This window comes from Clostridium sp. LS3, assembly GCF_055330225.1.
The window spans coordinates 3,271,598-3,295,834 of sequence record NZ_CM143921.1 but is presented as its reverse complement, the minus strand read 5'-3'; the positions used below and the strand labels follow the sequence as shown (position 1 = coordinate 3,295,834).

At 28.0% G+C, this 24,237-nt stretch carries 21 protein-coding genes; 16 read left to right on the top strand and 5 right to left on the bottom strand.

Annotated elements, in window-relative coordinates; all coding sequences use genetic code 11:
- The first annotated feature begins 41 nt into the window (after positions 1–41).
- Positions 42–725 (top strand): response regulator transcription factor, encoded by a 684-nt coding sequence (locus ACZJV1_RS15485; protein ID WP_463650715.1) that lies wholly within the window; start codon positions 42–44, stop codon positions 723–725.
- Positions 726–2,099: a HAMP domain-containing sensor histidine kinase gene (locus tag ACZJV1_RS15480; RefSeq protein ID WP_463650714.1), complete on the top strand. Its 1,374-nt coding sequence runs from the start codon at positions 726–728 to the stop codon at positions 2,097–2,099.
- 326 nt (positions 2,100–2,425) lie between these two features.
- Here the strand turns inward: ACZJV1_RS15480 and ACZJV1_RS15475 are convergent, their stop codons facing one another.
- Positions 2,426–4,192 (bottom strand): urease accessory protein UreH domain-containing protein, encoded by a 1,767-nt coding sequence (locus ACZJV1_RS15475; protein WP_463650713.1) that lies wholly within the window; start codon positions 4,190–4,192, stop codon positions 2,426–2,428.
- A gap of 271 nt (positions 4,193–4,463) precedes the next feature.
- Between ACZJV1_RS15475 and ACZJV1_RS15470 the strand changes: the two genes are divergently transcribed.
- The 4 genes from ACZJV1_RS15470 to ACZJV1_RS15455 all read left to right on the top strand — a co-directional run bounded on the left by ACZJV1_RS15470 (position 4,464) and on the right by ACZJV1_RS15455 (position 7,820).
- Positions 4,464–5,081 (top strand): superoxide dismutase, encoded by a 618-nt coding sequence (locus ACZJV1_RS15470; RefSeq protein ID WP_463650712.1) that lies wholly within the window; start codon positions 4,464–4,466, stop codon positions 5,079–5,081.
- Between the two features lie 294 nt (positions 5,082–5,375).
- Complete coding sequence (locus ACZJV1_RS15465; RefSeq protein WP_463650711.1) at positions 5,376–6,476, top strand: S41 family peptidase; 1,101 nt, start codon at positions 5,376–5,378, stop codon at positions 6,474–6,476.
- Entirely contained in the window at positions 6,473–6,904 is a 432-nt protein-coding gene (locus tag ACZJV1_RS15460; protein ID WP_460286712.1) for a ribosomal maturation YjgA family protein, read from the top strand. Before ACZJV1_RS15465 ends, ACZJV1_RS15460 begins: the two co-directional genes overlap by 4 nt.
- Positions 6,905–7,085: 181 nt before the next feature.
- Positions 7,086–7,820, top strand: coding sequence for a glycerophosphodiester phosphodiesterase (locus tag ACZJV1_RS15455; RefSeq protein WP_463650710.1), 735 nt, complete (start codon positions 7,086–7,088; stop codon positions 7,818–7,820).
- A 109-nt stretch (positions 7,821–7,929) separates the two neighbouring features.
- Here ACZJV1_RS15455 and ACZJV1_RS15450 read toward each other — a convergent pair whose 3' ends face one another.
- The gene (locus ACZJV1_RS15450; protein WP_463650709.1) at positions 7,930–8,742 is read right to left on the bottom strand and encodes an alpha/beta fold hydrolase; all 813 of its coding nucleotides are present in this window, start codon (positions 8,740–8,742) and stop codon (positions 7,930–7,932) included.
- Positions 8,743–8,931: 189 nt separating this feature from the next.
- On the opposite strand from ACZJV1_RS15450, the gene ACZJV1_RS15445 reads away from it, so the two are divergent.
- Positions 8,932–9,849, top strand: coding sequence for a DUF2935 domain-containing protein (locus ACZJV1_RS15445; RefSeq protein ID WP_460286715.1), 918 nt, complete (start codon positions 8,932–8,934; stop codon positions 9,847–9,849).
- A gap of 187 nt (positions 9,850–10,036) precedes the next feature.
- Here the strand turns inward: ACZJV1_RS15445 and ACZJV1_RS15440 are convergent, their stop codons facing one another.
- Complete coding sequence (locus tag ACZJV1_RS15440; RefSeq protein ID WP_463650708.1) at positions 10,037–11,497, bottom strand: hypothetical protein; 1,461 nt, start codon at positions 11,495–11,497, stop codon at positions 10,037–10,039.
- A 181-nt stretch (positions 11,498–11,678) separates the two neighbouring features.
- Positions 11,679–12,365 carry a hypothetical protein gene (locus tag ACZJV1_RS15435; protein ID WP_460286717.1) on the bottom strand — a complete coding sequence of 229 codons (687 nt, stop codon included), beginning with the start codon at positions 12,363–12,365 and terminating at the stop codon, positions 11,679–11,681.
- A gap of 366 nt (positions 12,366–12,731) precedes the next feature.
- Between ACZJV1_RS15435 and ACZJV1_RS15430 the strand changes: the two genes are divergently transcribed.
- Complete coding sequence (locus ACZJV1_RS15430; protein WP_463650707.1) at positions 12,732–15,257, top strand: MGH1-like glycoside hydrolase domain-containing protein; 2,526 nt, start codon at positions 12,732–12,734, stop codon at positions 15,255–15,257.
- 141 nt (positions 15,258–15,398) lie between these two features.
- Here the strand turns inward: ACZJV1_RS15430 and ACZJV1_RS15425 are convergent, their stop codons facing one another.
- Positions 15,399–15,995: a hypothetical protein gene (locus ACZJV1_RS15425; RefSeq protein ID WP_460286719.1), complete on the bottom strand. Its 597-nt coding sequence runs from the start codon at positions 15,993–15,995 to the stop codon at positions 15,399–15,401.
- Positions 15,996–16,047: 52 nt separating this feature from the next.
- On the opposite strand from ACZJV1_RS15425, the gene ACZJV1_RS15420 reads away from it, so the two are divergent.
- From ACZJV1_RS15420 to ACZJV1_RS15385, 8 genes are all read left to right on the top strand, one after another.
- Complete coding sequence (locus tag ACZJV1_RS15420) at positions 16,048–16,218, top strand: hypothetical protein (RefSeq protein ID WP_460286720.1); 171 nt, start codon at positions 16,048–16,050, stop codon at positions 16,216–16,218.
- Complete coding sequence (locus tag ACZJV1_RS15415) at positions 16,215–16,358, top strand: hypothetical protein (RefSeq protein ID WP_460286721.1); 144 nt, start codon at positions 16,215–16,217, stop codon at positions 16,356–16,358. Before ACZJV1_RS15420 ends, ACZJV1_RS15415 begins: the two co-directional genes overlap by 4 nt.
- Positions 16,359–16,551: 193 nt before the next feature.
- The gene (locus ACZJV1_RS15410) at positions 16,552–18,960 is read left to right on the top strand and encodes a hypothetical protein (protein WP_463650706.1); all 2,409 of its coding nucleotides are present in this window, start codon (positions 16,552–16,554) and stop codon (positions 18,958–18,960) included.
- Entirely contained in the window at positions 18,960–19,883 is a 924-nt protein-coding gene (locus ACZJV1_RS15405; RefSeq protein WP_463650705.1) for an ABC transporter ATP-binding protein, read from the top strand. The genes ACZJV1_RS15410 and ACZJV1_RS15405 overlap by 1 nt, the downstream gene beginning before the upstream one ends.
- A 14-nt stretch (positions 19,884–19,897) precedes the next feature.
- Positions 19,898–20,791: an ABC transporter permease gene (locus ACZJV1_RS15400; RefSeq protein WP_460286724.1), complete on the top strand. Its 894-nt coding sequence runs from the start codon at positions 19,898–19,900 to the stop codon at positions 20,789–20,791.
- 4 nt (positions 20,792–20,795) lie between these two features.
- On the top strand, positions 20,796–22,349 hold the full coding sequence (locus ACZJV1_RS15395; RefSeq protein WP_463650704.1) for a pectinesterase: 1,554 nt from the start codon (positions 20,796–20,798) through the stop codon (positions 22,347–22,349).
- Positions 22,350–22,361: 12 nt separating this feature from the next.
- Positions 22,362–23,345 (top strand): AAA family ATPase, encoded by a 984-nt coding sequence (locus tag ACZJV1_RS15390; protein ID WP_460286726.1) that lies wholly within the window; start codon positions 22,362–22,364, stop codon positions 23,343–23,345.
- 3 nt (positions 23,346–23,348) lie between these two features.
- On the top strand, positions 23,349–24,233 hold the full coding sequence (locus tag ACZJV1_RS15385) for a DUF58 domain-containing protein (RefSeq protein ID WP_460286727.1): 885 nt from the start codon (positions 23,349–23,351) through the stop codon (positions 24,231–24,233).
- Positions 24,234–24,237: the final 4 nt, after the last annotated feature.

Here is a 24,237-nt window from a genome sequence, read left to right as displayed (position 1 = left end):
TATTATATATATGACTGAATATTAAAAGAGGGAGGTTTAACATGAGTAATATTTTAATAATTGAAGATGAAGAAAGTGTAGCTAATGTAATAAAGGCATATTTAGAAAAAGATAAATATAATGTAAAGGTATGTAACTCTGGAATTAAAGCATTAGAAGTTTTTAAGGAAATAGATTTCCAGCTTGTTATATTAGATTTAATGCTACCAGATATAGATGGAGAAGAGATTTGTAAAATTATAAGAAGAACTTCTAATGTATATATATTTATGTTAACATCAAAAGCTAGTTTAAATGATAGAATTATTGGCTTAGATATAGGGGCTGATGAATATTTAATTAAACCATTTAGTCCAAGAGAACTTACAGCAAGGGTAAATGCTTTATTTAGAAGAATAAATACAAATAATAAAATAAGTGATATTTTTAATGATGGAATACTAAAAATAGATTATGAAAAGAGAATAGTAGAGCTTAAAGGCAAGGAAATACCATTTACACCAAGTGAATTTGATATTTTATATACTCTATTAATTAATAAAGGAAAAGTTTTATCTAGAGAGCAATTAATTGAAAATGTGTTTGGTATTGATTTTGATGGATATGATAGAACTATAGATGTACATATAAAAAATATAAGAAAGAAAATAGAGGAAGATACTAGAAATCCTAAATATATCTTAACAGTAACAAAGGTTGGATATAAGTTCGGTGGTGATATATAAATGCAGAGCATAAGAAAAAGACTAAGCATATTATTTGTAATATCATCCATTTCAGCAATTATATTAATTATATTATTTGTTAATATGACTATAAATAATAAGTTTAATAAATATATGATAGATGTTCAAAATAAAAGAAATGAAAGAATAGTTTCGTACTTTGAAGAAGCATATAAAAGAGATAAAAGATGGACTAAAAATTCTGGAGTTGAGCTAATGCATGAAGCATATATGGGAAATTATTGCTTAACTTTAAGAGATGCTGATGGAAATGTAGTTTGGGGAATGGATCCAGCTGATATAAAAGATAATAGTCATTTAAAAAATATGAATATAGAGGATAAGGGAGTATATGTTACTAAGAACTTTAACATAGTACTAGACGGAAAAATTGTGGGAAATGTAGAGTTAGGTCAATATTCTTCTATATTATTAACAGAAGAAGATTTAGAGTTTAAGTCATCTATAAATAAAAGTATAGTATTAAGTGGTATAGGTACAATATTAATTATAATTATAATAAGCTTATATATTTCAAAGCAATTATCAATCCCAATAAAAAAGGTAGCAAGTATATCAAAAAGACTTTCAAGAGGAGATTTTGAAGTAAAGTCTAATGCAAAAAGTGATATTGAAGAAATTGAAGAATTAAGGGAAAGTATAAATATATTAGGTGAGAAGTTAAAAAATCAAGATATGTTAAGGAAGAGACTTGTATCTGACATATCCCATGAAATAAGAACTCCACTTAATGTTCTGCAAAATAATCTAGAAGCAATGATAGATGGAATTTTTCCAGTATCTAATCAAAGATTATCGTCCTTAAATGATGAAGTAATAAGATTTGGAAAGTTGTTAAATAACTTAGATGTATTAAAGGAATTTGAAGATGAAAGTATAAATTTAGAGTTTGAAGAAATTTTATTAGATGAATTTATTATTGAGTTAGCTGAAGATTTTTATTTAGAAGCTAAAAGTAAAAACATAAATTTTGATTATAGTATAGAAAAAGATGAAGCTTACATTATTCCAGGAGACAAAGATAAGTTAAGACAAGTATTTATAAATTTAATAACTAATGCAATTAAGTTTACAGGTAGTGATGGAATGGTAAGAATTAATTTATATAAAGAAAATAATAAAGTTATAGTAGAAGTTGTAGATACAGGAGAAGGAATAAAAGAAAAGGATTTACCTTTTATATTTGAAAGATTATATAGAGGAGATAAGAGTCGTCAAAAAGTAGAAGGTGATGGTATAGGCTTAACAATAGTAAAGAAAACACTAAGTTTACATTATGCTAATATAGAAGTAAAATCTAGTGAGGGTAAAGGCACAACATTTAAGATTATTTTTGACAATGTAATAATGTAAATAAGAGAGTGCTTTATAATTTTCCTATTTACTAGCATAATATATTAAAAAAGATTTATATATTGCATATGTTAATAGTAGAAAGTTATTAGAATTAGTAAATTTAGTAAAATATAAAGGGGTGCGCGTTTCGTGCACCCCTTTATATTTATATACTGAGAGAATATATAATTACACAAAATTATATATTTTTCATATTATAATAATTTTGAATTTTAAATTAAGTGGTGTTCTAGTACCAAGATTATTAAGTTAAGACTTATTATATTGGTATCAGAACGCCATTTAAATTTTTATTGATATTGAAATTATTAGCTTAAAAGTATTTAATTAAAACTAATATATTTATTTAGAATTCCATCAAAATCAATATTATCTATATCATCAACTACTTCAATTATACAAAGAATTTCACCGTTTTTAGTTATTGCATATCCACCAGGATTATTGAAATTTAATTTGATTTCAAATATTGATTTTTGCCCAGTAAAGGATTTTACCACACTTCCATCTTTAACATTTGATATTATATATTCACCTTCATAATTAGTATAATTAGTTAAGTCTACAGTCAGTTTTAAGTTAAGATTATTTTTTGAAACTAGTATTAATGGCTGAAATTCATTACCTACACCATTGATAATAGCAGCCTGAAATTTTTCAGTAACTTTTGAAGTTGTAATTAAGCTTTCAGGATAAGTAGAAGATCCAGTTAAAGAACTAGTATGACATCTAGGTCCATTACTAGCACTAGGAAGTGATGGATCATACTTAGATGCATCCACTGAAGATAGGTCATCAACCACCTTAATTACTCCTCTAATCATTCCCATCCAGCAACTAAAATTTATATCTGTATCATTAGGCGTAAACTCTATTACATTTTCACCACTTTTAAGTTTTTGTTGAATATTTAATGAGTTAGCTACTATTGAATTGTTACAATAGTTAAGACTTTCACCATTAATTACCCACTTAACAGGTACTCCTTTCTGAACATAAAATACATTAGGGCTGTAACCATTATTATTAGCAGTCATATTTATAACTTGAACTCCATTTTCTAGAACTGCTTTGGAGGAATCTGTGCTAGCATTTGATGCAAAAGAATTTTTCATCATAAAGCCTGATGGACTTAGATTTATTCCAGAAAGAGCTAAGCCTCTATTACCCATTATTATTCCTAAAACTATAATAAGAACACCACTAAGCTTAACAAGTTTTTTAGTATAGCCTTTGCTTAAGAAACCAGAAATTGCACCAAAAGTAAGCATTAGAGGAACAGTACCTAAAGCAAATATAAACATTGATAAAGCTCCTTTTAATGAACTTCCAGTACCAAGAGCGAAAAGCTGCATAGTTTGAAGTGGACCGCAAGGCATAAATCCATTTAAAAGTCCTACAATGAAAGGAGAATTAAATTTTCTTTTATACTTAGATAAAAAGTTAGGAATTCTTATACTAAACTTTCTAAAAAATTTAAATCCTGATATGTTTAAACCCATTATAACCATAAATATCCCTGCAAATATTTGAATGAATGCTTTTGCAGTAATTGATAATGAAAATACTGATCCTATACCACCGATTATTCCACCTAAAATAGTATAAGAGATAACTCTACCAACATTGTATAATAGAGAAGGAGTTATGGATTCAAGTTTGTATTTACTTTCTTTAGCAAAAGATAAACTTTGAGAAAGCATTATACCTCCACACATTCCCACACAGTGGATGGATGTAAATATACCAACTATAAAAAGAAAAGCATATGAAGCATTACTAAGTTTTGATTCCATATCAAAACCACTAGTTCTGAATCCAAGAATTAATATAATAAATATTATTGCAAGTATTCCTATAAATTCAAAATTGCTTGAAGCTTCAGTAGAGTAACCAGATTTATTTATAGATTTTTTTATTTCATCTAGATTGCATATATTAGTATCATATTCAATTTCTAAAGTTTCTTTAGTATAGTTTGCTTTGGCACTTATTACGCCATTAATTTTTTTCACAGAGTTTTCAATTCTTTTTTCACAAGATGTACAAGTCATTTCATAAACTTTAAATTTTTCTCTTTTAATACTCATAGATATCCTCCTAATTACTAATTAAAAAAAGTATATGAAATAATTGTGTTATTTTTATGAAGATAATAATAGAGCTATTAAATAAAATTAAAAATGAGCTTAAAGTTGCACCTAAATATGAATATGAATCAATGAAGAGATGCTTATGTGAAATAGAAAACTAAAACAATCTAATAAAGTTAGTGGCTTAATATATACATAATAATTGCAGTATATGGGGAAAGTAATAATAGCTTTTAAGTAAAAGATTGAGATAAAGGAGAAATAAGTTATGTATAATAAAATAAACTTACCATATGCATTTAATGCATTAGAGCCCTATATAGATGAAGAAACTGTAAGAACTCATTATGAAAAACATCTACAAACATATGAAACTAATTTAAATAAAGCTTTAGAAGGATATGAAGAATATACAAAAGGAAAAACATTAGATCAATTAATAAAAGATATAGAAGATCTACCAGAGGAAATAAGACCAGGTGTTGTAAACAATGGTGGAGGAGTATCAAATCATAATTTATATTTTTCAATACTTTCACCAACGCCAAGGAAGGCTCCAGAAGGAAAGCTACTTGATGAAATAAATAAAACCTTTGGAAGTGTTGAAAGCTTAAAAGAAGAATTAAGCAATGCAGCTATAACTCAATTCGGATCAGGATATGGTTTTCTAGTTAAGGATAAGGATGGAAAATTATCTATAGTTAAAAGAGTTAATCAAAACTCACCTGTAATGGATAATCTTATACCTATTTTAACAATAGATGTATGGGAGCATGCTTATTACTTAAAATATAAAAACTTAAGAGCTGAGTATGTTAAAAATATATGGAATGTAATAGATTGGGAAAAGGTTGAAGGTCTTTACGAGGATTGTCATAACATCTAAAAGTTAATGAAAAGTACACCAAACTAATAATTTGGTGTACTTTTTTATTAATTAAACTCTATGAGTAAATATTTAAAAGATATAAATATAATTAATGTTATTACTAATCATATAGAGAAAATAATAGACATATTTATTCTAATTAAAAAGTATAGGTTTAGTTAATGTCTATGTGTTATAAAAATTAATAAGATTTTGATAAGCAGTAATTTAGATAAACTATATTTACTATATAAAGAAAGTAAAAATTAATTTATAATATTAATATAATTATTAAAAAAGTAAGGAGCTAGAATGAGCAGTAAATGGGAAGAAAAATGGTTTGAAGATATAGATTATTTGAAGGAAAATTTAATAAAAAGACATAAAAATTTATTTTTTAACACATCAAGAGAAGAATTTGAAGAAAAAATAAATTATTTAAAATCAATTATAAATAATCTAGATTATGATGATATGAAGGTAGAGTTAAGTAGAATTGTTGCATCGGTTAAAGATGCACATACTTCTATTATTTTTCCAGTAAAAAAGTATTTACCTTTTAAGTTTTATTGGTTTCAAGATGGTATTTATATAATAAAAGTAACAGAAAAGTATAAAAGTGTATTATATAAAAAGGTAATTTCAATTGAAGGTGTATTTGTATCTGAAGTAATAGATGAATTAAAAGAAATAATATCATATGAAAATGATTTTTTATTTAAAGAACAAAGTATGAGATATATGCAAGCTGCTGATATACTATATGGATTATTGTTAATAGACTCAGTGGATAGAGTTACGATTCAATTAGAAGATTGTGAAATTAACGTAGAAACTGTATCCTTAGATGAATTAATATATAATGAAGAATATAAATTACCTATGTATGCAAAAAATGAGTTTAAAAATTTTTGGTATGAACATATAGAGAATACAAAAGAAATATATATAAAATATAATTCCTGTAGAGAAGATGGAGTTATGAAATTAAGTGAGAAAATAAATAAGGTCATTGAGTATATTAATAAAAATTCAATTGAAAAGCTAACACTAGATTTAAGTGATAACCTAGGGGGAGATTCCAGATTAATTAGACCACTTATAGATTTTATTAAAAAAAGTACATGCATAAATAGAAAGGAAAATTTAAGTGTTATAATTGGTAGAGGAACTTTTTCTTCAGCACTATTAAATGCCTATGAATTTAAAAATGAAACTAATGCAAAACTTATAGGAGAGCCATCTGGTGGAAAGTCTAATTGTTATGGAGAAATATTAAAATTTCAATTGCCAAATAGTAAATTTGTAGTTACCTATTCAACAAGGTATTATAAGTTAATAGAAGATGATTCTGTTATAGCATTATATCCAGAAGAAATATTTTATAGAAAAATAGAGGATTATACTAAATGATATCATTGAGAGATTTATTTAATAGTAGAGAAAGTAGTTTTATTAGGAAGAGAATAATTTATTTCTTACTTACTTTAGTGGTAATGTGTTTAGGATTGGCATCGAGAAGATACATTGATTATTTGCCTAGTTTTATTGCGAATTATGCAGGGGACACCTTATGGGCGACAATGGTTTACCTTGGAATTGCTTTTCTATTTAATAAGCTTTCCATAAGAAAGGTTACAATAATATCTTTAATCTTTTCTTATACAATAGAAATTTCTCAGCTATATCAAGCAAGTTGGATTAATGAAATAAGAAGCACCTTATTAGGATCATTAATATTAGGACATGGTTTTTTATTCTCTGATTTAATTTGCTATACTGTTGGTATATTTATAGGAATAGTAATAGATAAACTAATATTAAGGATAAAATTTAATTAATGTTAATAAACGTATATCTAATAAATATATATATGAGAGATACAATTTTGTAATATAAATTTAAAAGTATTGTTTTATATAGAGTTAAGGTAAATTAACCTTAAGACAATAAGAGTTTAATTATTTTATATTATAGTATAAATATATTGAATTAATTTTAAGGTATATAGGGAGGAAAATTATGATAAATTTTGCACATAGAGGAGCAAGCTTTGATTATCCAGAAAATACAATGCTTTCTTTAAAAGAAGGAATTAAAGCAGGAGCAAGTGGATTAGAAATAGATGTGCATAAGACTAAAGATAATGAGATTGTAGTTATTCATGATGAGAATATAGAGCGTACTTATATTGGAAGAGGTTTAATTAAGGATTTTACACTTAAAGAATTAAGACAGTTTAAAAACAGAAAAAAACTTTTTAGAGATCATCCAGAATGTTATATCCCTACATTAGAAGAAGTTTTATCACTAGTTAAAAAAAATAATATAATGTTGAATATAGAATTAAAAACAGATGAAATTCATTATAAGGAAATAGAATCAGATGTAATTAGCTTGATAAATGAATATAAATTAAATCAACAAATAATTCTATCAAGCTTTAATCATGAATCTATAAGAATAGCAAGAAAGCTAGACAGTAGCATAAAGACAGCAATACTATATGACAAGCCTATAGAAAATGTAATTAAATATGCAAAAGATTTAAATGTAGATGCAATTCATCCAGCTTTAACTCTTGTATCAGAAGAATTAATTAAAGAAGCTCATAAAAATGATTTAAAAGTAAATATATATACAGTTAATAATCCAATGTACATGAGACTACTTATTAAGAATAAAGTAGATGGACTATTTACAGATTATCCAGAGTTATTAAGTGAAATATTAAAAGAAGAAAAAAATATAATATAAAAAGCTAACTCGTTTTAAAATATGTTCTTAATTAAGTATATATTTAAAACGGGTTAGCTTTTTAACTTAGGCTCTATTAGATATTTTTGCTGATATGGTAGTTACATAATCACATTTCAACGAATTTTATAATATGGTTATTTACTTTATCCATTTCTTCAATAAAAGCACCATGGCCACTTTCAGTTAATGGAACAAGAGTAGAATTCTTAATATTTTTATTCAAATACTGAGCAAATTCGTATGGGCAAATTTTATCATGTGTTCCATGAAGGATTAATGTAGGAATTTTTATATTAGGTATATCATTAAATAATCTTTCATCACGAAGACTCATTAAACATTGAGCAGTAGCCCATCCAGAAGCTGATAGGCATATATCAAAGAACCAGTTTAAAAGAGGTTGGGATACGTATTTATAAAAGAATGAATTAGAAACGTCACTAATGAGTTTAGGTCTATCGCTGAGAGATTGGTCTATAAACATATCAACTTCTTCCTTAGTGTATCCATAAGTCCAATTTTCTGTCTTAATCCAACTAGGTGCAGCAGCACCTATTAAACAAATTTTAGAAACCCCAAAGGAGTTATATTTTGATACATATCTTATTGCGAGGGCTGCACCCATAGAATGTCCAACAAGCGTTATGTTATCTAATTTAAGTACATCTATTATTTTTTTTATATCAGATGCCATTGTATTATAGTCGTAACCAGTATAAGGTCTATCAGATTCACCGAATCCTCTCAAATCAACTCCAATACATCTATATCCTTTTTTAGGTAAAGTATTTAATTGGTATTCATAAATATTGTGATTTAGTGGCCAGCCATGTATAAACAGAAGGGTTTTTTCGGCATCATAGTTTAAATCTTCAATTAATACTCTTGAATTATCTGTTGTCTTAATAAAATATTTCATAGAGGTCTCCTATATAAAATTTATTTATAGTAATATATTCAATTATAAGTAAACATGTTAATAAAGATACTAATATAGTAAAGTAAGCTTTAAATTTCAATAATTACTCTTCAAATAAGTAAAATTTTAATATGAACATAAAGACATACTTAGGAATAGAATATAGTAAAATTTTTATGGAGGAAAACTATGCTAAGTCGTCGAAGATATGTTAGTTTATCTTTAGAGTTGCACCTATTTTTTGCACGAATCATGAAAGAACACTCTCTTTTTTTAGAGGCAGGATTTACACCTAAAAATACTAAACTTTCTAAGGAAGCAGATGATTATAAAGTACAATTTGAAAAGCTTCTATTAGATGTAGTTAAACTAAGTAATGGAAAAGTTAGAGAATGTGTACTAGATTCTGGAGAAATTTTTACTGATTATACATTAAGCACAGAAAGAAAAACAGAGTACTATACAGGAATAGAAATAAACTCCAAAATAACTATTATGGAGTCAAAGCTAGAAGGTAAAGATAATGCAGAATTTGATGATAAAATAATATGTTGTGTAAAAAAAATTAATAATAGAGCTATAAAATTACTAGATGGCCTTATAGATTTAAAGACGAGGGTCTTAAATGGAATGTTATCTTGTAAATTATTTACAGTAAATTATCCTTTGCTTATTGAGCATATAATACGTGAAGCTAATTTATATCGTTCATATATATATGCAATTGAGAATAATGAGGATATTGAAACAGAAAATATCAGAGATACTGAATTATTCTGGGATCAAATTATGATGGAGCATGCCTTGTTTATCAGGGGATTACTTGATCCAAGTGAAGATGAATTGGTAAACACTTCAAATAATTTTGCAAAAGAGTATGCTGATTTAATTGAAAAAGCAAATAATATGACTTATGCAACAATGTCTACTGTTACTGATGCCACATTAATGGAAACAATCAAATTAAGAGATTTTAAGAAGGCGGGTACAGAAGGAATAGATGCCTGTAAAATAAAATCTATAATATTACCACTTCTAGCTGACCATGTACTAAGAGAAGCTAATCACTATATACGCTTATTAAAAAAGTGTGAAGATATGGATTGATATGGGTGAATATATAATTAAAAACAAAACATAGTTGGAAATGCAGTATGAAGTTAAGAAAAAGCTAAGATTTTTAACTTATGGAAAAGTAATAATAACCATCATAAATTAGGTGGTTATTATTATTTTATAAAGATAAAAAAGAAATAGGAAACATTATTACAGTCTCCTATTACATACATTAAAATTAATTTTTAAAGATAGAACTAAATTTATTGAAGGTCTTTTTTATATCAAAGCCATTGATTTCTTGTAACTTTATATTACTTAATTCTTCCTTTAATAATTCTAATTCATTTTCTTTTTCAATATATATCATTTGAAGTTCATTCAATTTTTTTTCCTTGTCTAGGAGATTATCTTCAAGGAGCTTTATACCTTCATTTAATTCATTTTTGTTTTTATTAAACTTTGCTAGGTTTTCATTTACTGCCTTAAATTTACTTTCATAAGACACCAATTTACTTTCTTTTTCTTTTACCATATTATAAAGCTTCTCAATTAAAATATCTCTTTCTGCTATAGCTCTTTCCACTATATCACTTTTATAGTGGTTATCTTCTTTATTAAGTGCTGATATAAAATATTGAAGATAAAATAAATAACTATTATTTTTATTGTTTCTATGAACTATTCCATAAATATCATCAATTACTAAACAGTGAGGATAATCAACATTTTTTAAAAATAATTCGCCTCTGCATATATCCTTATTATTTTCTAAGAAATTTGATAAATAGGTTAATTTAGATATATTTTGTGAATCTATTAATTCAACTTGAGGAGGAGTACTAAATACATTACCTCCATCAATAGAAACAGTACTATAAATTTTATTATCTTGAATCCATAAACACCAAATATGCTTATCTATTATAAAAAAAGCAGAAGAAATAATATTTCTATGACTGCAAATATTATTGTAATTATAAGATGATGAGTTACCTTCACAATGGATTAATGAATATATATCATTGTCATCTTTTTTTATATAAAGTGAGTGTATTTTATCTTTAAGGGATAATAAAGAATATTCTTCGAAGGGAGAAGAACAATCATCAATTACATGAAATTTAGACCAATTTTTAGAAGAATCATCTAATATCCTATAGCCTAGAAGATAATTATTTTCTTGTTTTTGGTACATAATGTATAATATATTTTCAGTTGAAGTATAAATGTAAAATGGAATATCATATTTAAAATTAACATAATCAATTAATTTCGGTGGAGCTAAATTTCCTCTCTCATCAACTAATTGAGAAACTATTGTTAGTATATTAGTGTTTTTATTGTAAATACTGTAAAATAAAAATAATTCATTTTTATAGAAAAGAGTTTTAAAATAAATGTCTATTTTTTCTTTTTCATCATTTTCAATAAGATAGTAGCTATTCCACTTTTTATGGTCGTATAAGTTCATAATTAAGTTTCCATCTAAATCTTCATAAACAAGGCATATATTATCATTTGGTAATAAATTTACTGAAAAATTTCCAGTAGTTGCTCTTGTTAATGTATTATAATTTGCCCACATTTCTCCTTTTAAAATCTTATATACAATACCAAATCTTTTATCGAACAAAAAATTCCATATAGTACCATTAGATTGTTTTAGAATATATACATTTTTTTCTAATGATGCCATGAATTTCACCTCTCTGTATAAATCTCTTTATATAAAGTATGCATATTATATAGAATGTTATAACTTTATTTTATTATTTATGAAATTATAAAAGTTTTTTATTATATACATGATATAAAATAGAACTTTAAAATAAGATAAGTCTCTGCAAAATGCAGAGACTTATTAAAAAAACTTATAATTATGCAGGATTACAATTGTTTCCTAAAGGTGGATTACAATTTGGAAGCGTGAAGCTACCTGTAAATACTAATACACATGCAGAAGCACCAGCACCACGAGTAGCAGTAACAGTTGCAGGTACACAAGCACAGTTTGCTAACTTAGTTTTTATAAGTTCACATGCAATAATAGCTTCTCGTTCAGTACATTTATTACAAACAACGTTATTTACGCATACACTACCTTCGCAGCATATACGTATAGTGCTATTAGGAGGCTGAACACATTGTTGTGGTTGTCCTGTAACAACATCTGCATTAGCAATAAATGGAATTGTACCAGCTATCTTTATATCGAATCTTGGTGTTCCATTACAACAACATTCATCTACGAAACAATTTAAGCAGCTTAAATCATATAATATTCTTGCATTAGGATTATTTTGATTAAAATGAAAATTTGTTGCTAAATCTGTTGAACAACAAAATGGTACATTACGACTTTGAGGATTAGCACATGCTGGGCTATTATCAGTAGTACAAGGAGGTGGATTAGTTGGGGTATCAGTAGTAGTACAAGGAGCTGAATCACCTGACATCTCTACATCTACTATTTCTCCATCTACTATTTCTTCATTATTCAATGTAACTGCAATTTGCTCACTTAAAGTATTCATCTCATTCATTATATCTTGGATATTTTTCATATGGATTCCCCTTCTTTATACATTTTTTTTAATAATTCTTTATAAGATATAGTATGTATTTTGCAAAAAAATGTACCTAATATAAAAATAGATCTCTGTATTTATAATGAAAAACATAGCATGTTGATATAACTAGAATACACAAAAAATAATAGTTAATAGAGCAGTAAAATTTTACTAAAAAATATATTGACAATATTTACAATAAAATATAATATATAATTATAAACGATTACAGAAATAGGATTGTTACTGGAGAAGGCAATACCTAAACAAGGAATAATTTTTGTTGTTCCTTGTTTGGGCGTTGCCTTTTTTAGATATTGTAGTCGTTAACTAAAAAATATTATTAAAGGAGAGGGAAATATGGCTTTTAGACTTAATAAAAAATCAATAGGAGCAATGATATTAGCTGCTACTTTGGTTTTAAATTTATCATCTGTAAACGTTCTTGCTGTTGATAAAAGATCGGAGGTATTAGAATTTAGTAATGTATTAAATGTATCTGCCAATCCAACTAATTTATTATATGGAAGTTATTCTACTAATAAGTATAATAACTTCTCAGATATGGGGGCATGGCATGGATACTATTTACCTGAAAAAGATGCTACAAATCTTTATGGAGGATTTGCTGGTCCTGTAATTATAGCAGAAGAGTACCCAGTTAATTTAGGAGATACTATAAGTAAGGTTAACATTATAAATGCAGATAATGGAGAAGCTTATGATTTAAGTAAAGCAAAAGTATCATTCGATTATTATCCAGGAAAATTAGTACAAACATATGACTTAGAAAATTTTAAATTAACATTAGAATTAATATTTGCGACTAATAGAAGTGCATTAATAGAAACTAAAATAGAAAATAAAACGAATAATGAATTAAATCTTAAATTAGAGTGGACAGGAAATATATTTAATCAATTTATAGAAAAAGAAGGTGGAAAAGTTTACGACCTAGGTCAAACTTTAGAAGCTACTAAAAATGGAGTTCAAGTTAATTTTTCAAATATAAGAGAGACTTGGAGATTTTTTTCAACAGAAGAAACTAAGTTTGTTGTAAACTATAAAGGGAATGTTGAAACAGCTGTAAATGGAAATTCTTATACAACTAAGCTTAAGGATAATGTAAAAATAGGAGCAGGAGAAAAATTTGAAACTTACTCAACTCAAAGCTATACATTTACAAAAGAAGAGTTAAGTGCTGAAAAAGAAAAAGTTGATGATTCAATATTAAATTCTAAGAATCATTTTGTGGCTAATAACACTCGTTGGCAAGGATATTTAGATAAGACATTCGCTAATGCTGAAAAGACTACAGACAAAAGCTATAAAAATGCAGCTGTAAAGTCTATTGAAACATTAACAACTAACTGGAGAAGTTCAGCTGGAGCATTACTACATGATGGAGTAGTTCCTTCAATGTCATACAAGTGGTTTATTGGAATGTGGGCATGGGATTCATGGAAGCAAGCTGTTGCAACAGCTAGATTTGATGGTGAATTAGCTAAAAACAATATAAGAGCTTTATTTGATTATCAAGTAACAGAAGACGATGCTATAAGACCACAAGATTCTGGAGCTATTGTAGATTGTATTTTCTATAATAAAGATGGTGCTAGAGGAGATGATGGTGGAAACTGGAATGAGAGAAATTCAAAGCCAGCATTAGCAGCATGGTCAGTATGGAATGTGTACAAGTCTACAGGAGATACAGCATTCTTACAAGAGATGTATCCAAAATTAGTTGCTTACCATAACTGGTGGTACACAAATAGAGACCATGATAAAAATGGTATAGCTGAATATGGTGGAATGGTGCATCAGGACAATAATAGTAAGGATGAAATAATAGCAGCAGCAGCATGGGAAAGTGGAATGGATAATGCTCCAAGATTTGATGTTCAAGGATATGGAGAAGGAGATACTGGTATAGATGTTTTTGAGAATAAAGATAAAAACGGAACTTTATTAGGATACTCAATAAACCAAGAGTCAGTAGATTTAAATTCATATCTTTATGCTGAAAAAGGATTCTTAAAATCAATGGCTGAAGTATTAGGAAATACAGGAGATGCTAAAAAATATGAAGAAGAAGCTAACAACGTAAGAGAATATGTAAGTGAAAACATGTTTGATGAAGAAACAGGATTCTTCTATGATTTACAAATAAATAATGATGGTTCAGAAAAGAAAATATTAGTTAATAGAGGAAAAGGACCAGAAGGATGGATACCATTATGGGCTAAGATGGCAAAACAAGAAGAGGCAGATAAAGTTGTAGATAATATGCTTGATGAAGGGAAATTTAATACATTTGTACCTTTTGGAACGGCATCACAAGATAATCCAAGCTTTAATGCAAGTAAGTATTGGAGGGGACCAGTTTGGTTAGACCAAGCTTTATATGGAGTTGAAGCACTACAAAACTATGGATACTATGATGATGCTGTAAGAATGTCTAAAAAGATGTTTGATAATGCAGAAGGGTTACTAGGGGATGGACCTATTAGAGAAAACTATAACCCATTAACAGGAGAAGGATTACACACTAAGAACTTTAGTTGGTCAGCATCAGCATATTACCTAATGTATCAAGATACATTAGCTGGTAACTCAACAACGTCACAAGAAGGATTAGCTATTCCGAAAAAAGAAGTGCCAGAAACTAAGCCAGAAGTACCAGAAAAACCAGAAGTGCCAGAAAAGCCAGAAACTAAACCAGAAGTACCAGAGAACCCAGAAACACCTGGTGATACAAACAATGATTCAGGAAAGACAGGAAAACTACCTAAGACAGGAGCTGTTGTTGGAACAGGATTCTTAGCGATGCTAGGAATTGGATCAATTGGAGCAGGAGTGTTACTAAGAAAGAAGAGAAGAAAATAAATATAGAAACAATCTGTTAAAAGAAAAATATAAAAGGTAGTCCCATAGGAAGAATGTATAACTTCTTTCTATGGGACTACTAATTATATTTGTACTCTGTAATATAAATCATAAAATATTGCATTGAGTTTTAAATAGCTGCTATGGGCAAGCTGGAAGTTTAAAAGTACCTGTTATTTTTACAAAGCAATCTCCTGTATTAAATGATAGAGCAAGGTTTGACACAAAAACGCTAGCGCAATCGAAAATAATTTTAGACTGAGAAATTACTGCACCCTCATAGGTACATTTATTACAAATAACTCTATCTACACATACACTATTAGAACAACATGTAGCTATCGTAGAATCACTAGGATCAGGGCAAACTCCAGTATTATCAATATCTATATTTACAATAAATGGAATGCATCCAACTATTCTTATATCCCACTTTGGGACTCCATTACAACAACATGGTTCAATTATAGCTTTTAAACATCTTGGATCTAGTAGAACTTTAGGCCGTTGAGAAAGAACAGGAAGAAAATTTCCAGGTATAGGCACAGAACAACAAAATGGTATATCACGGCTAGTATCAGTAACAGTGCCACATGTGGTTGAATGATCTACACATGAAGGGCTACCTTGAACTGCAGCTTTTAATTCCTCTGGTTCCTTTAATTCATTGTTTATTGTTACTGCAATTTGTTGATTGATATTATTCATTTCTTTCATAATTTCTTTGATTTTTTTCATATAGATTCTCCTCATATATTATCTTTTGAAATAGGAACTTATATAATATATTATGCAAAGCAAATCCGGTTGTTCGTTGATAAGAATATTCTATACCTATGCATTTAATTATGGAGCATTATTTATTAGAAGACTATCAGATATTAGTGAAGATAAATTAATAAATACTGCATATAAATTTGAAAAAGAGTATTTTGATTTAATTGAAAAGGTAAAAATATGACTAGTGCAGCAATTTCAAGTGTTAGTGATGAGACATTAATTGAGACAATTAAATTAATGGGCTTCAAAAATGTAGGAACAGAAGTAAGAGAAGAGTATGAAAAAACTATTACGCAATGTTGTAATAGTTTTTTATTTTAAATAATTATTAATGCTGAAATATATAATATTAAGATATTACTACAGAAATACAAAAAATTTATATATAATAAAATAATATTTGATAAATTTGTTAAAAATAAGAAATTTTTAAGAATTTAATAAGGGAATCTTATACTAATTAGGATATAATTATTACATATTATAAAAATTATGTAATCTAGGGGGAATAATGATGAAATCGTTTTTTAGAAATGGTATTATAACTACTCTTGTAGCTTTAATGATAACTAGTTTATTTTTTACTTCTGTAATAGTTGAAGCTAAAACTAATGATTCTGAGAATTATGAAATAAAAGTTAGTTATGGAATTCAAGGTAAGTATAGAGCTATGAAATATATACCTGTAACTGTTGAAGTTAATAGCTTAGAAAAGGATTTCACAGGTGAAATAGAAATAAGAGTGGCTAGTTCAAATATGGGAACTTATGATGCTTATAGTAAGGAAGTTTCATTAACTAAGGGTGAAATAAGTAAAGTTGTAATACCTGTAAAAGTATTAGAAAATTCAAGCAAGATGACAGTTAATATTGTTGAAAATGGAAAGGTTTTAACTCAAAAGAAAGCATTAGTTTCAAGTGGAAGAGTAACAGAAACAAATATGTTTACAGGGATTCTAACAGATGATGCTACTTCACTTGGATATGTAGGAAGTGTAAAATTTAACACTAATAGAGGCTTTGATGGATTAATTGAAAATGTAACTTTAGATGAAAATATAATAGGCGAAAATAGTTTAAACATAGATGGATTAGATGTAATTATAATAAATAACTATAATATGTCTAATTTAAAAAAGGAGCAGTATGCTGCATTAAATTCATGGATTAGCAAAGGCGGAACTTTAATATTAGGTTCTGGGGCAAATGAAGCTAAAACTATAAGTGGAATAGATAAAGATTTCTTACAAATAAAATCTAATGGAGTTAAAGAAGAAAATGTAACTTTAGTTGAAGATAATCTAAAACTTATAACTTCTAATTTAGAAGTTAAAGGTGCAAAAATTAAAAATGGGACATCAGAAAAACCATTAGTTTATTCTATTGAAAAAGGTAAAGGTGAAATATTAATAACAACTTTTGATTTAGGATTAGAACCATTAATATCGTCAAAGGATGCAAGTAAATTCTTAAGTGTAATGCTTACAGATACAGCAAATGGAATTTTTGATAAGAATATGAATGGTAAATATATGGGACAGGGATATTATAGAGCTACAGAGCTTGTTAGAAGTATCCCAATAAATGAAATAGTAGGAACAAAGCCATTAATTGTAGTATTTAGTTTATATGCTTTAATTATAGGAGTTGTACTTTATATAGTTTTAAAGAAGTTAAATAAAAGAGATTTAACTTGGATAGCTGTTCCAGTAATTTCAATTATATTTGCATTAGTTATTTATTTTATAGGTTCATCAACAAGAGTGAATGATGTAATTTTAAATCAAAATAATATAGTTTCAGTAGATAAAAATGGTAAGGGAGTAGCAAAGGGATATATAGGAATAGGAACAAAGTATAAAGAAGATGTAATTATAGAAAAGCCAGAAGATTTAACGATGAGTTATCTTACAGAGGATATGCATTATTACGGTGATCCAGAAGAAGAAATAAAGGATAGATTAAGGGTAAAAACAACTTATAAAGGAAATAATTCTTACTTTACATTTGCAGATAACGATGCACTAGATATTAAAGCCTTTGAGGTTGTAGGTAAAGAGCAAGTTGTGCCTAGGATTGATTCAAGCTTTAATTTATCTGATGGAAATTTAAATGGAACTATAAAAAATAATTTAGATACAAATATAAGTAAGTTAATTTTAGTTGCAGGACAAAATGTATGGGACTTTGGAGGACTATCTAAAGGAGAAGAAAAGAAAATAGAAGGAGCAACTGCAGCTGGAGGAGCTGGACTTCAAGCTTATTCAGATACTTTGAGGCAAAAGTACTATGATGCAAGATGGAATGATAAAGAAAAGATAAAAACAGAGGAATATAAAAATATTTTAAGAATATCAAGCTTACTAGCAACGATTTTTGAAGAGGTAAATATAAATAAAGAAATAAAGCTTATTGCTATTACTGATTTACCTATAGATTATGGAATGGATTTTGGTAAAAAATCTATATCAAAATTTGATACAACAGCAATACTACAAGAAGTAAATATTGATTTTAAGAGTAAAGATGGTATTTTAAACTTTCCTGATGGATTCTTCGCATATAAAGTTGATACTTCTAAATCATCTGCTAATGTTCATTTAGATGAATACAATGGCTTTATATATGGGCAAGGTGAAATGGTGTTTGACTATAAAATTGATGATAATATTGATGTTACAGAGATCATAGTAAAGTCTGGTGTTGATAGATATGGTTATAATGGTGGAGAAAACGGTGAAAAGTTTATATATAACTACAAAACTAGTGAATATGAAAAGATAACATTATCTCAAGGCTTTGAAAAGATAGAGGATATTGGAAACTACATTGAAAATAACACTGTGAAAATAAAGGTAGTTGTTGATGATATGAAAGGCCAGTCAATGGTTCCAAGAATAACTGTTAAGGGGAGGGAAAAATAATGCTAGTTATAAAGAACCTTGAAAAGTCCTATGGTAAGTTTAAGGCATTAAATGGGTTAAACTTAGAAATAGAAAAAGGTGAGATATTTGGATTTATTGGTCCAAATGGAGCAGGAAAAAGTACTACAATGAAAATAGTTTCTGGATTACTTTCCCCAGACAGTGGTGAAGTTTATGTAGATGGAATAGATGCAATAAAAAATAATAAAGTATTAAAGGATAAAATAGGGTATATGCCAGACTTCTTTGGTGTTTATGATAATTTAAGAGCTATAGAGTACCTAGAATTTTATGCTTCTATATACGGAATTGTTGGTGAAGAAGCTAGAAAGTTATCAATGGATTTATTAGAACTTGTTAACTTACAAGATAAATGGGATGCAAATGTAGATGGTTTATCAAGGGGGATGAAGCAGAGATTATGTTTAGCTAGATGCTTAGTTCATAATCCAGAATTATTAATATTAGATGAACCGGCTTCAGGTATGGATCCAAGAGCAAGATTTGAAATGAAGGGTATATTAAAAAATCTTAAAGAAATGGGGAAGACTGTAATAGTTTCTTCTCATATACTATCTGAACTTGGAGAAATATGTACTAGAATAGGAATAATTAAAAATGGATCTATAGTATGTGAAGGAACTGTTGAAGAAGTTATGCTTAGGGCATCAGGTACAGCCCCTATTAATATAACTGTTATGGAGGACCCTGAAAAAGCAATACAAGTTCTAAAACAGATACCAGATGTTAAAGAGATTTCCTTAGATGGAAATAAAATTACAGCAAGTGTAGCTGGAGGGGATAAAGAAGCTAAGGAAATATTAAAAGCTTTAGTTACACAAGAGATATCAGTTATAGGTTTTGCTAAAGCAGTGGGCAATTTAGAAGATGTATTTATACAAATAACAGAGGAAAATAATTAGAAGGGGGAGATAAAATGAGAGTAAATCCAGTTTTAAGAAATGAAAGTAAATTAACTGTAAGAACACCTAGATTTACAATTATGTTGTTTATTTATATAGCTATATTATCAGTAGGAACACTATTGTTTTACAATTCCTATAGTAATGAGATTTATGCAAGTGGATTGAATATGCAAGGTTCTGTAATGCTTTATATAGGTATGGCAGTAGCTCAAGCTGTACTTTTAATGTTTATAGTGCCATCATTAACATCAACTTCAATATGTTCAGAAAAAGAAAAGCAAACTTTAGATATATTACTTTCCACTAGATTAAGTCCATTTCAAATAATAATTGGTAAGTTATTAGCATCATCCCTTAAGGTAATAATGTTAATAGTATGTACAATACCATTATATGCAGTTTGTGCTTTAATTGGTGGAGTAAGAATAAGTAATATATTAGTGCTTATATTGTCATTTATAATTAACACAATATTTGTTGGAGCAATAGGAGTATTTGTTTCAACATATGTTAAGACATCAAAAGTTGCAACGGCTTTAACTTATGCAATAGTATTATTCTTATTTGTTGGTACTGTAGTAATAGCATATATAATTTGGATGATTACTATGATGAGATTAAATGGAGGCCCAATGTCTACAAGACCCACAATATCACCTATAGCATATTTAAGTCCAGCTATTGGTTTTATAAATATGTTATCAAATCAAGTAGGGTTTGGGGGAAGATTCTTTTATATGATTCCAGAACTAGGAATTTCAAAGTATGCTGAATATATATCAATAGGCATTCAAGGAGTGCTTAGTATTATATTGCTATATTTAGCATCAGTAAGATTAAATCCACTAAATAGAAAGAGAAATAAAAAGGTAAAGATTAAGACAAAGAATAAAGTAAAGGAGTAGAGCTATGAATTCTTTAAATAATGAAATATTAACCTTTATAAAAAAGGCGTCAAAAAGAATTAGAGCTGACTTTATAATAAATTTGAGCATAGTAGGTTTAAAATACCTACTATGCTTAATCTTATGTTTACTATTAATATCTTTATTTATAACATTTCCATATGTTGAAGAAGTTTCACTTAGTGTTTTAGTTGTAGGTTTAATTTCACTAATAATATATGGATTTATAAAATCACCTGATAAAAAGAGGGTTGCTTTAATAGTTGATTCAAAAGGATTAAAAGAAAGAGTTACTACTTCTTTAGAATTAATAAATGAAGAAGATAATATTTCAATTGCTCAAAAGAAGGATACTGTTTCCTTTATCAAAAATTTTAATATAAAAGATAATTTAAAGATAAAAGTAGATAGGAAGCAAGTACTTTTAGTTTTAGGGCTGGTTCTAACGTGTTTAATAACATCTTATATAGACACTACGGCAAAAAGGGCAGCGAATTCAATTAGAGAATTTAATAAATATCAACAAGAATTTATTAAAAAAGTTGAAGAAGAAAAGAAGTTAGTTGAGAAATCAGAAGAGTTAACTGAAGAAGAAAAAGAATCTATAAAAAAGATATTAGAAGATGCAAAAAAGGAATTAAAAGAAAGTGAGAAAAAGCTTGATATAAATAAAACTCTAGAAAGAATGGAAAAAAAGTTAGAGGATAAAAAGAATGAAGCTAAGAGTGATAAAAGTAAAGCTGCCATAGAAAAGACCCAGAAGAATTTATTAGATAAGTTTAATAAAGATAAAGAAGAAGGCGCAAAGAAGGACTTAAATAAATTAGTCAATGAGCTTATGAAAAAGAAAGAGGGAAAAGAGCTTTCAGATGCAGTATTGTCTAAGGATAAGGAAGCTCTAGAGGAGGCTTTAGGAAAGCTAAAAAAATCCCTGGGAAATATGAGCAGTAGTGAATTAAATAATTTATCAAAAGCTCTTGCAAATGCAGCTAATAGTGTAGATGATGAAAACCTTGCAGAAGCCTTAAGTGAAGCTTCAAATTCAGTTTTAGATGGAAAACTTGATGCAGAAAGCCTAAAGGATGCTATTCAAAATTCACAAAATAATAGTAGTGGAAATAAGTCAGGAGATAAAAAGGGTGAGGGTCAAGGTCAGGGAGAAGGTCAAGGTGAAGGCCAAGGGCAAGGAGAAGGAAATGGAGATGGAAGCGGAAACGGAAGTGGAAACGGGAATGGAAATGGAAATGGTCAAGGTGGCGGATGGAATACTGGAAGTAATGAAGGTACCGAAAATGATTTAGACAATAAAAAAGGAGAGCAAATATATATTCCAGGAAGAGAAGTTGGAAATGATGAGAATTTAACTGGAAATAAAAATCAAGACGGAAACTCTCAAACAATAGATACTCAAAATGGATTAAATTTAGATGGAAATAAAATTAATTACGATAAGGTAATAGGAGATTATACTAACAGTGCATTAGATGGGGCTAATAATAGTAATCTTCCAGAGAGCTTAAAGGATCTTATAAAAGATTATTTTGAAGGATTAAACTAAGAGGTGAGAAAGATGGAAATAAGTGAAAAAGAAATAATAGAAGTTTCAGAAAAAATAAGAAGATGTGAAGAAGAAATTTCTAAAGGAATAATTGGACAAAAAGAAATAATAAGAAGTGTTTTAATTGCTATTTTTGCAGATGGTAACGTGCTTTTAGAAGGTATGCCGGGAATGGGAAAAACTCAATTAGTAAAAACAATTGGAAAGGTACTGAACTTGAGTTTTTCTAGAATACAGTTTACACCAGATTTAATGCCAGCAGATGTAGTTGGAACAAACATAGTAGTTAAAGAAAATGATAAAACTTTATTTAAGTTCGAAAAAGGACCGGTATTTACTAACCTTTTACTAGCTGATGAAATAAATAGAGCAACTCCCAAAACTCAATCTGCATTACTTGAAGCCATGGGAGAAAAAACAGTAACAGTGGGTAAGACAACTTATGAAATGGCAAAACCATTTATGGTACTTGCTACTCAAAACCCAATAGAACAAGAAGGAACATATCCGCTTCCAGAAGCACAATTAGATAGATTTTTATTTAAGCTTAATGTAGATTTTCCAAATCTTCAAGAGCTTAAGGAAATTATGGATTTAACATTAACTAATAACAAAGTTGAATTTGATGCTGTTCTTGAAGGTGATGAAATATTAAAGATAAGAGAAACAATTAGAGAAATAAAACTTGCAGAAGCAGTTAAAGAATTTGCATTAAAGCTTATATTAGCAACTCATCCTGAAATTCCAGAAGGATCAGAGTTCGTTAAAAGATATGTAGAAGCGGGAGCTAGTCCAAGAGCTGCACAGGGGATTATAAGTGGTGCAAAAGTAAGAGCTGTTATGGAAGGTAGATTAAATGTATCCTTTGAGGATATAAAAGCATTAGCTTATCCTGTTTTAAGACATAGAATAATACTAAATTTTGATGCGATAACTGAAGGTTTAACAGAAGAAAGTATTATAGATAAGATACTAGAAGATTTAAAGGTTGTGTAGAGAATGAGCGAAAGGGTATTTAATGAAGACTTTTTTAAAAAGCTAAATAAAATAAATATGCATATAAATTTTAAACTTTCCTCAGGTACACAAGGGGGAAGAAAGTCAAAGGCAAAAGGAGTTTCTGTAGAGTTTTCTGATTATAGGGAATATGCTCCAGGTGATGATTTTAGACGAATAGATTGGAATGCATATGGTAGATTTGATAAGTTTTTTATAAAAGTTTTCATGGAAGAAAGAGAAGGAGTTTTTAATTTCTTTGTTGATAAAAGTAAATCAATGGATTATGGAAATGAAAACAAAAAAGATATTGCATTGAAAGTAGTTGCTGCTTTAAGTTATATTGCCTTAAATAATCTAGATAGAGTAAATATAAGCACTATGGATAGTGGTGATATACAAAGTATAAAATCAGCAGCTGGAAACAAAGCCTTTCAAAGAATATTAAGAGATCTAGAAAATATTGAATTTGATGGTAAAACAGATCTTACAAGTAGTATAAAGAAAAGGCCATTAACTCCAAGAGGTGTATCGGTAGTTGTATCTGACTTTTTAAATAATGAAGGATTAAAGGATTTAGAAGAGGCTCTTAAGTATTTAGCATTTAAAAAGCAAGATATAATATTAGTTCAAATACTATCAAATGAAGAAATTAATCCAGAGTTTAATAATGAAATTACCTTTATAGATTCAGAAACAGGAGAAAATGTGAAAATGAGCTTAACTCCAAGTTTAGTGAAAGAATATAAAAACACTTTGAAAGCTTATAAAAAATCTATTGAGGATATTACAAAAAAATATGGTGGTAAATTCATAAGTGTAAATTCATCTATGGAAATAGAGGAGATAATATTAGGTGAGTTTAGTAAGAAAAGAGTATTGTATTAGGGGG

Excerpts from the sequence above, each read along its gene's own strand:
- ACZJV1_RS15485 (WP_463650715.1), top strand. The coding sequence starts at position 42 with ATGAGTAATATTTTAATAATTGAAGATGAAGAAAGTGTAGCTAATGTA.
- ACZJV1_RS15480 (WP_463650714.1), top strand. The coding sequence starts at position 726 with ATGCAGAGCATAAGAAAAAGACTAAGCATATTATTTGTAATATCATCC.
- ACZJV1_RS15475 (WP_463650713.1), bottom strand. The coding sequence starts at position 4,192 with ATGAGTATTAAAAGAGAAAAATTTAAAGTTTATGAAATGACTTGTACA.
- ACZJV1_RS15470 (WP_463650712.1), top strand. The coding sequence starts at position 4,464 with ATGTATAATAAAATAAACTTACCATATGCATTTAATGCATTAGAGCCC.
- ACZJV1_RS15465 (WP_463650711.1), top strand. The coding sequence starts at position 5,376 with ATGAGCAGTAAATGGGAAGAAAAATGGTTTGAAGATATAGATTATTTG.
- ACZJV1_RS15460 (WP_460286712.1), top strand. The coding sequence starts at position 6,473 with ATGATATCATTGAGAGATTTATTTAATAGTAGAGAAAGTAGTTTTATT.
- ACZJV1_RS15455 (WP_463650710.1), top strand. The coding sequence starts at position 7,086 with ATGATAAATTTTGCACATAGAGGAGCAAGCTTTGATTATCCAGAAAAT.
- ACZJV1_RS15450 (WP_463650709.1), bottom strand. The coding sequence starts at position 8,742 with ATGAAATATTTTATTAAGACAACAGATAATTCAAGAGTATTAATTGAA.
- ACZJV1_RS15445 (WP_460286715.1), top strand. The coding sequence starts at position 8,932 with ATGCTAAGTCGTCGAAGATATGTTAGTTTATCTTTAGAGTTGCACCTA.
- ACZJV1_RS15440 (WP_463650708.1), bottom strand. The coding sequence starts at position 11,497 with ATGGCATCATTAGAAAAAAATGTATATATTCTAAAACAATCTAATGGT.
- ACZJV1_RS15435 (WP_460286717.1), bottom strand. The coding sequence starts at position 12,365 with ATGAAAAATATCCAAGATATAATGAATGAGATGAATACTTTAAGTGAG.
- ACZJV1_RS15430 (WP_463650707.1), top strand. The coding sequence starts at position 12,732 with ATGGCTTTTAGACTTAATAAAAAATCAATAGGAGCAATGATATTAGCT.
- ACZJV1_RS15425 (WP_460286719.1), bottom strand. The coding sequence starts at position 15,995 with ATGAAAAAAATCAAAGAAATTATGAAAGAAATGAATAATATCAATCAA.
- ACZJV1_RS15420 (WP_460286720.1), top strand. The coding sequence starts at position 16,048 with ATGCAAAGCAAATCCGGTTGTTCGTTGATAAGAATATTCTATACCTAT.
- ACZJV1_RS15415 (WP_460286721.1), top strand. The coding sequence starts at position 16,215 with ATGACTAGTGCAGCAATTTCAAGTGTTAGTGATGAGACATTAATTGAG.
- ACZJV1_RS15410 (WP_463650706.1), top strand. The coding sequence starts at position 16,552 with ATGAAATCGTTTTTTAGAAATGGTATTATAACTACTCTTGTAGCTTTA.
- ACZJV1_RS15405 (WP_463650705.1), top strand. The coding sequence starts at position 18,960 with ATGCTAGTTATAAAGAACCTTGAAAAGTCCTATGGTAAGTTTAAGGCA.
- ACZJV1_RS15400 (WP_460286724.1), top strand. The coding sequence starts at position 19,898 with ATGAGAGTAAATCCAGTTTTAAGAAATGAAAGTAAATTAACTGTAAGA.
- ACZJV1_RS15395 (WP_463650704.1), top strand. The coding sequence starts at position 20,796 with ATGAATTCTTTAAATAATGAAATATTAACCTTTATAAAAAAGGCGTCA.
- ACZJV1_RS15390 (WP_460286726.1), top strand. The coding sequence starts at position 22,362 with ATGGAAATAAGTGAAAAAGAAATAATAGAAGTTTCAGAAAAAATAAGA.
- ACZJV1_RS15385 (WP_460286727.1), top strand. The coding sequence starts at position 23,349 with ATGAGCGAAAGGGTATTTAATGAAGACTTTTTTAAAAAGCTAAATAAA.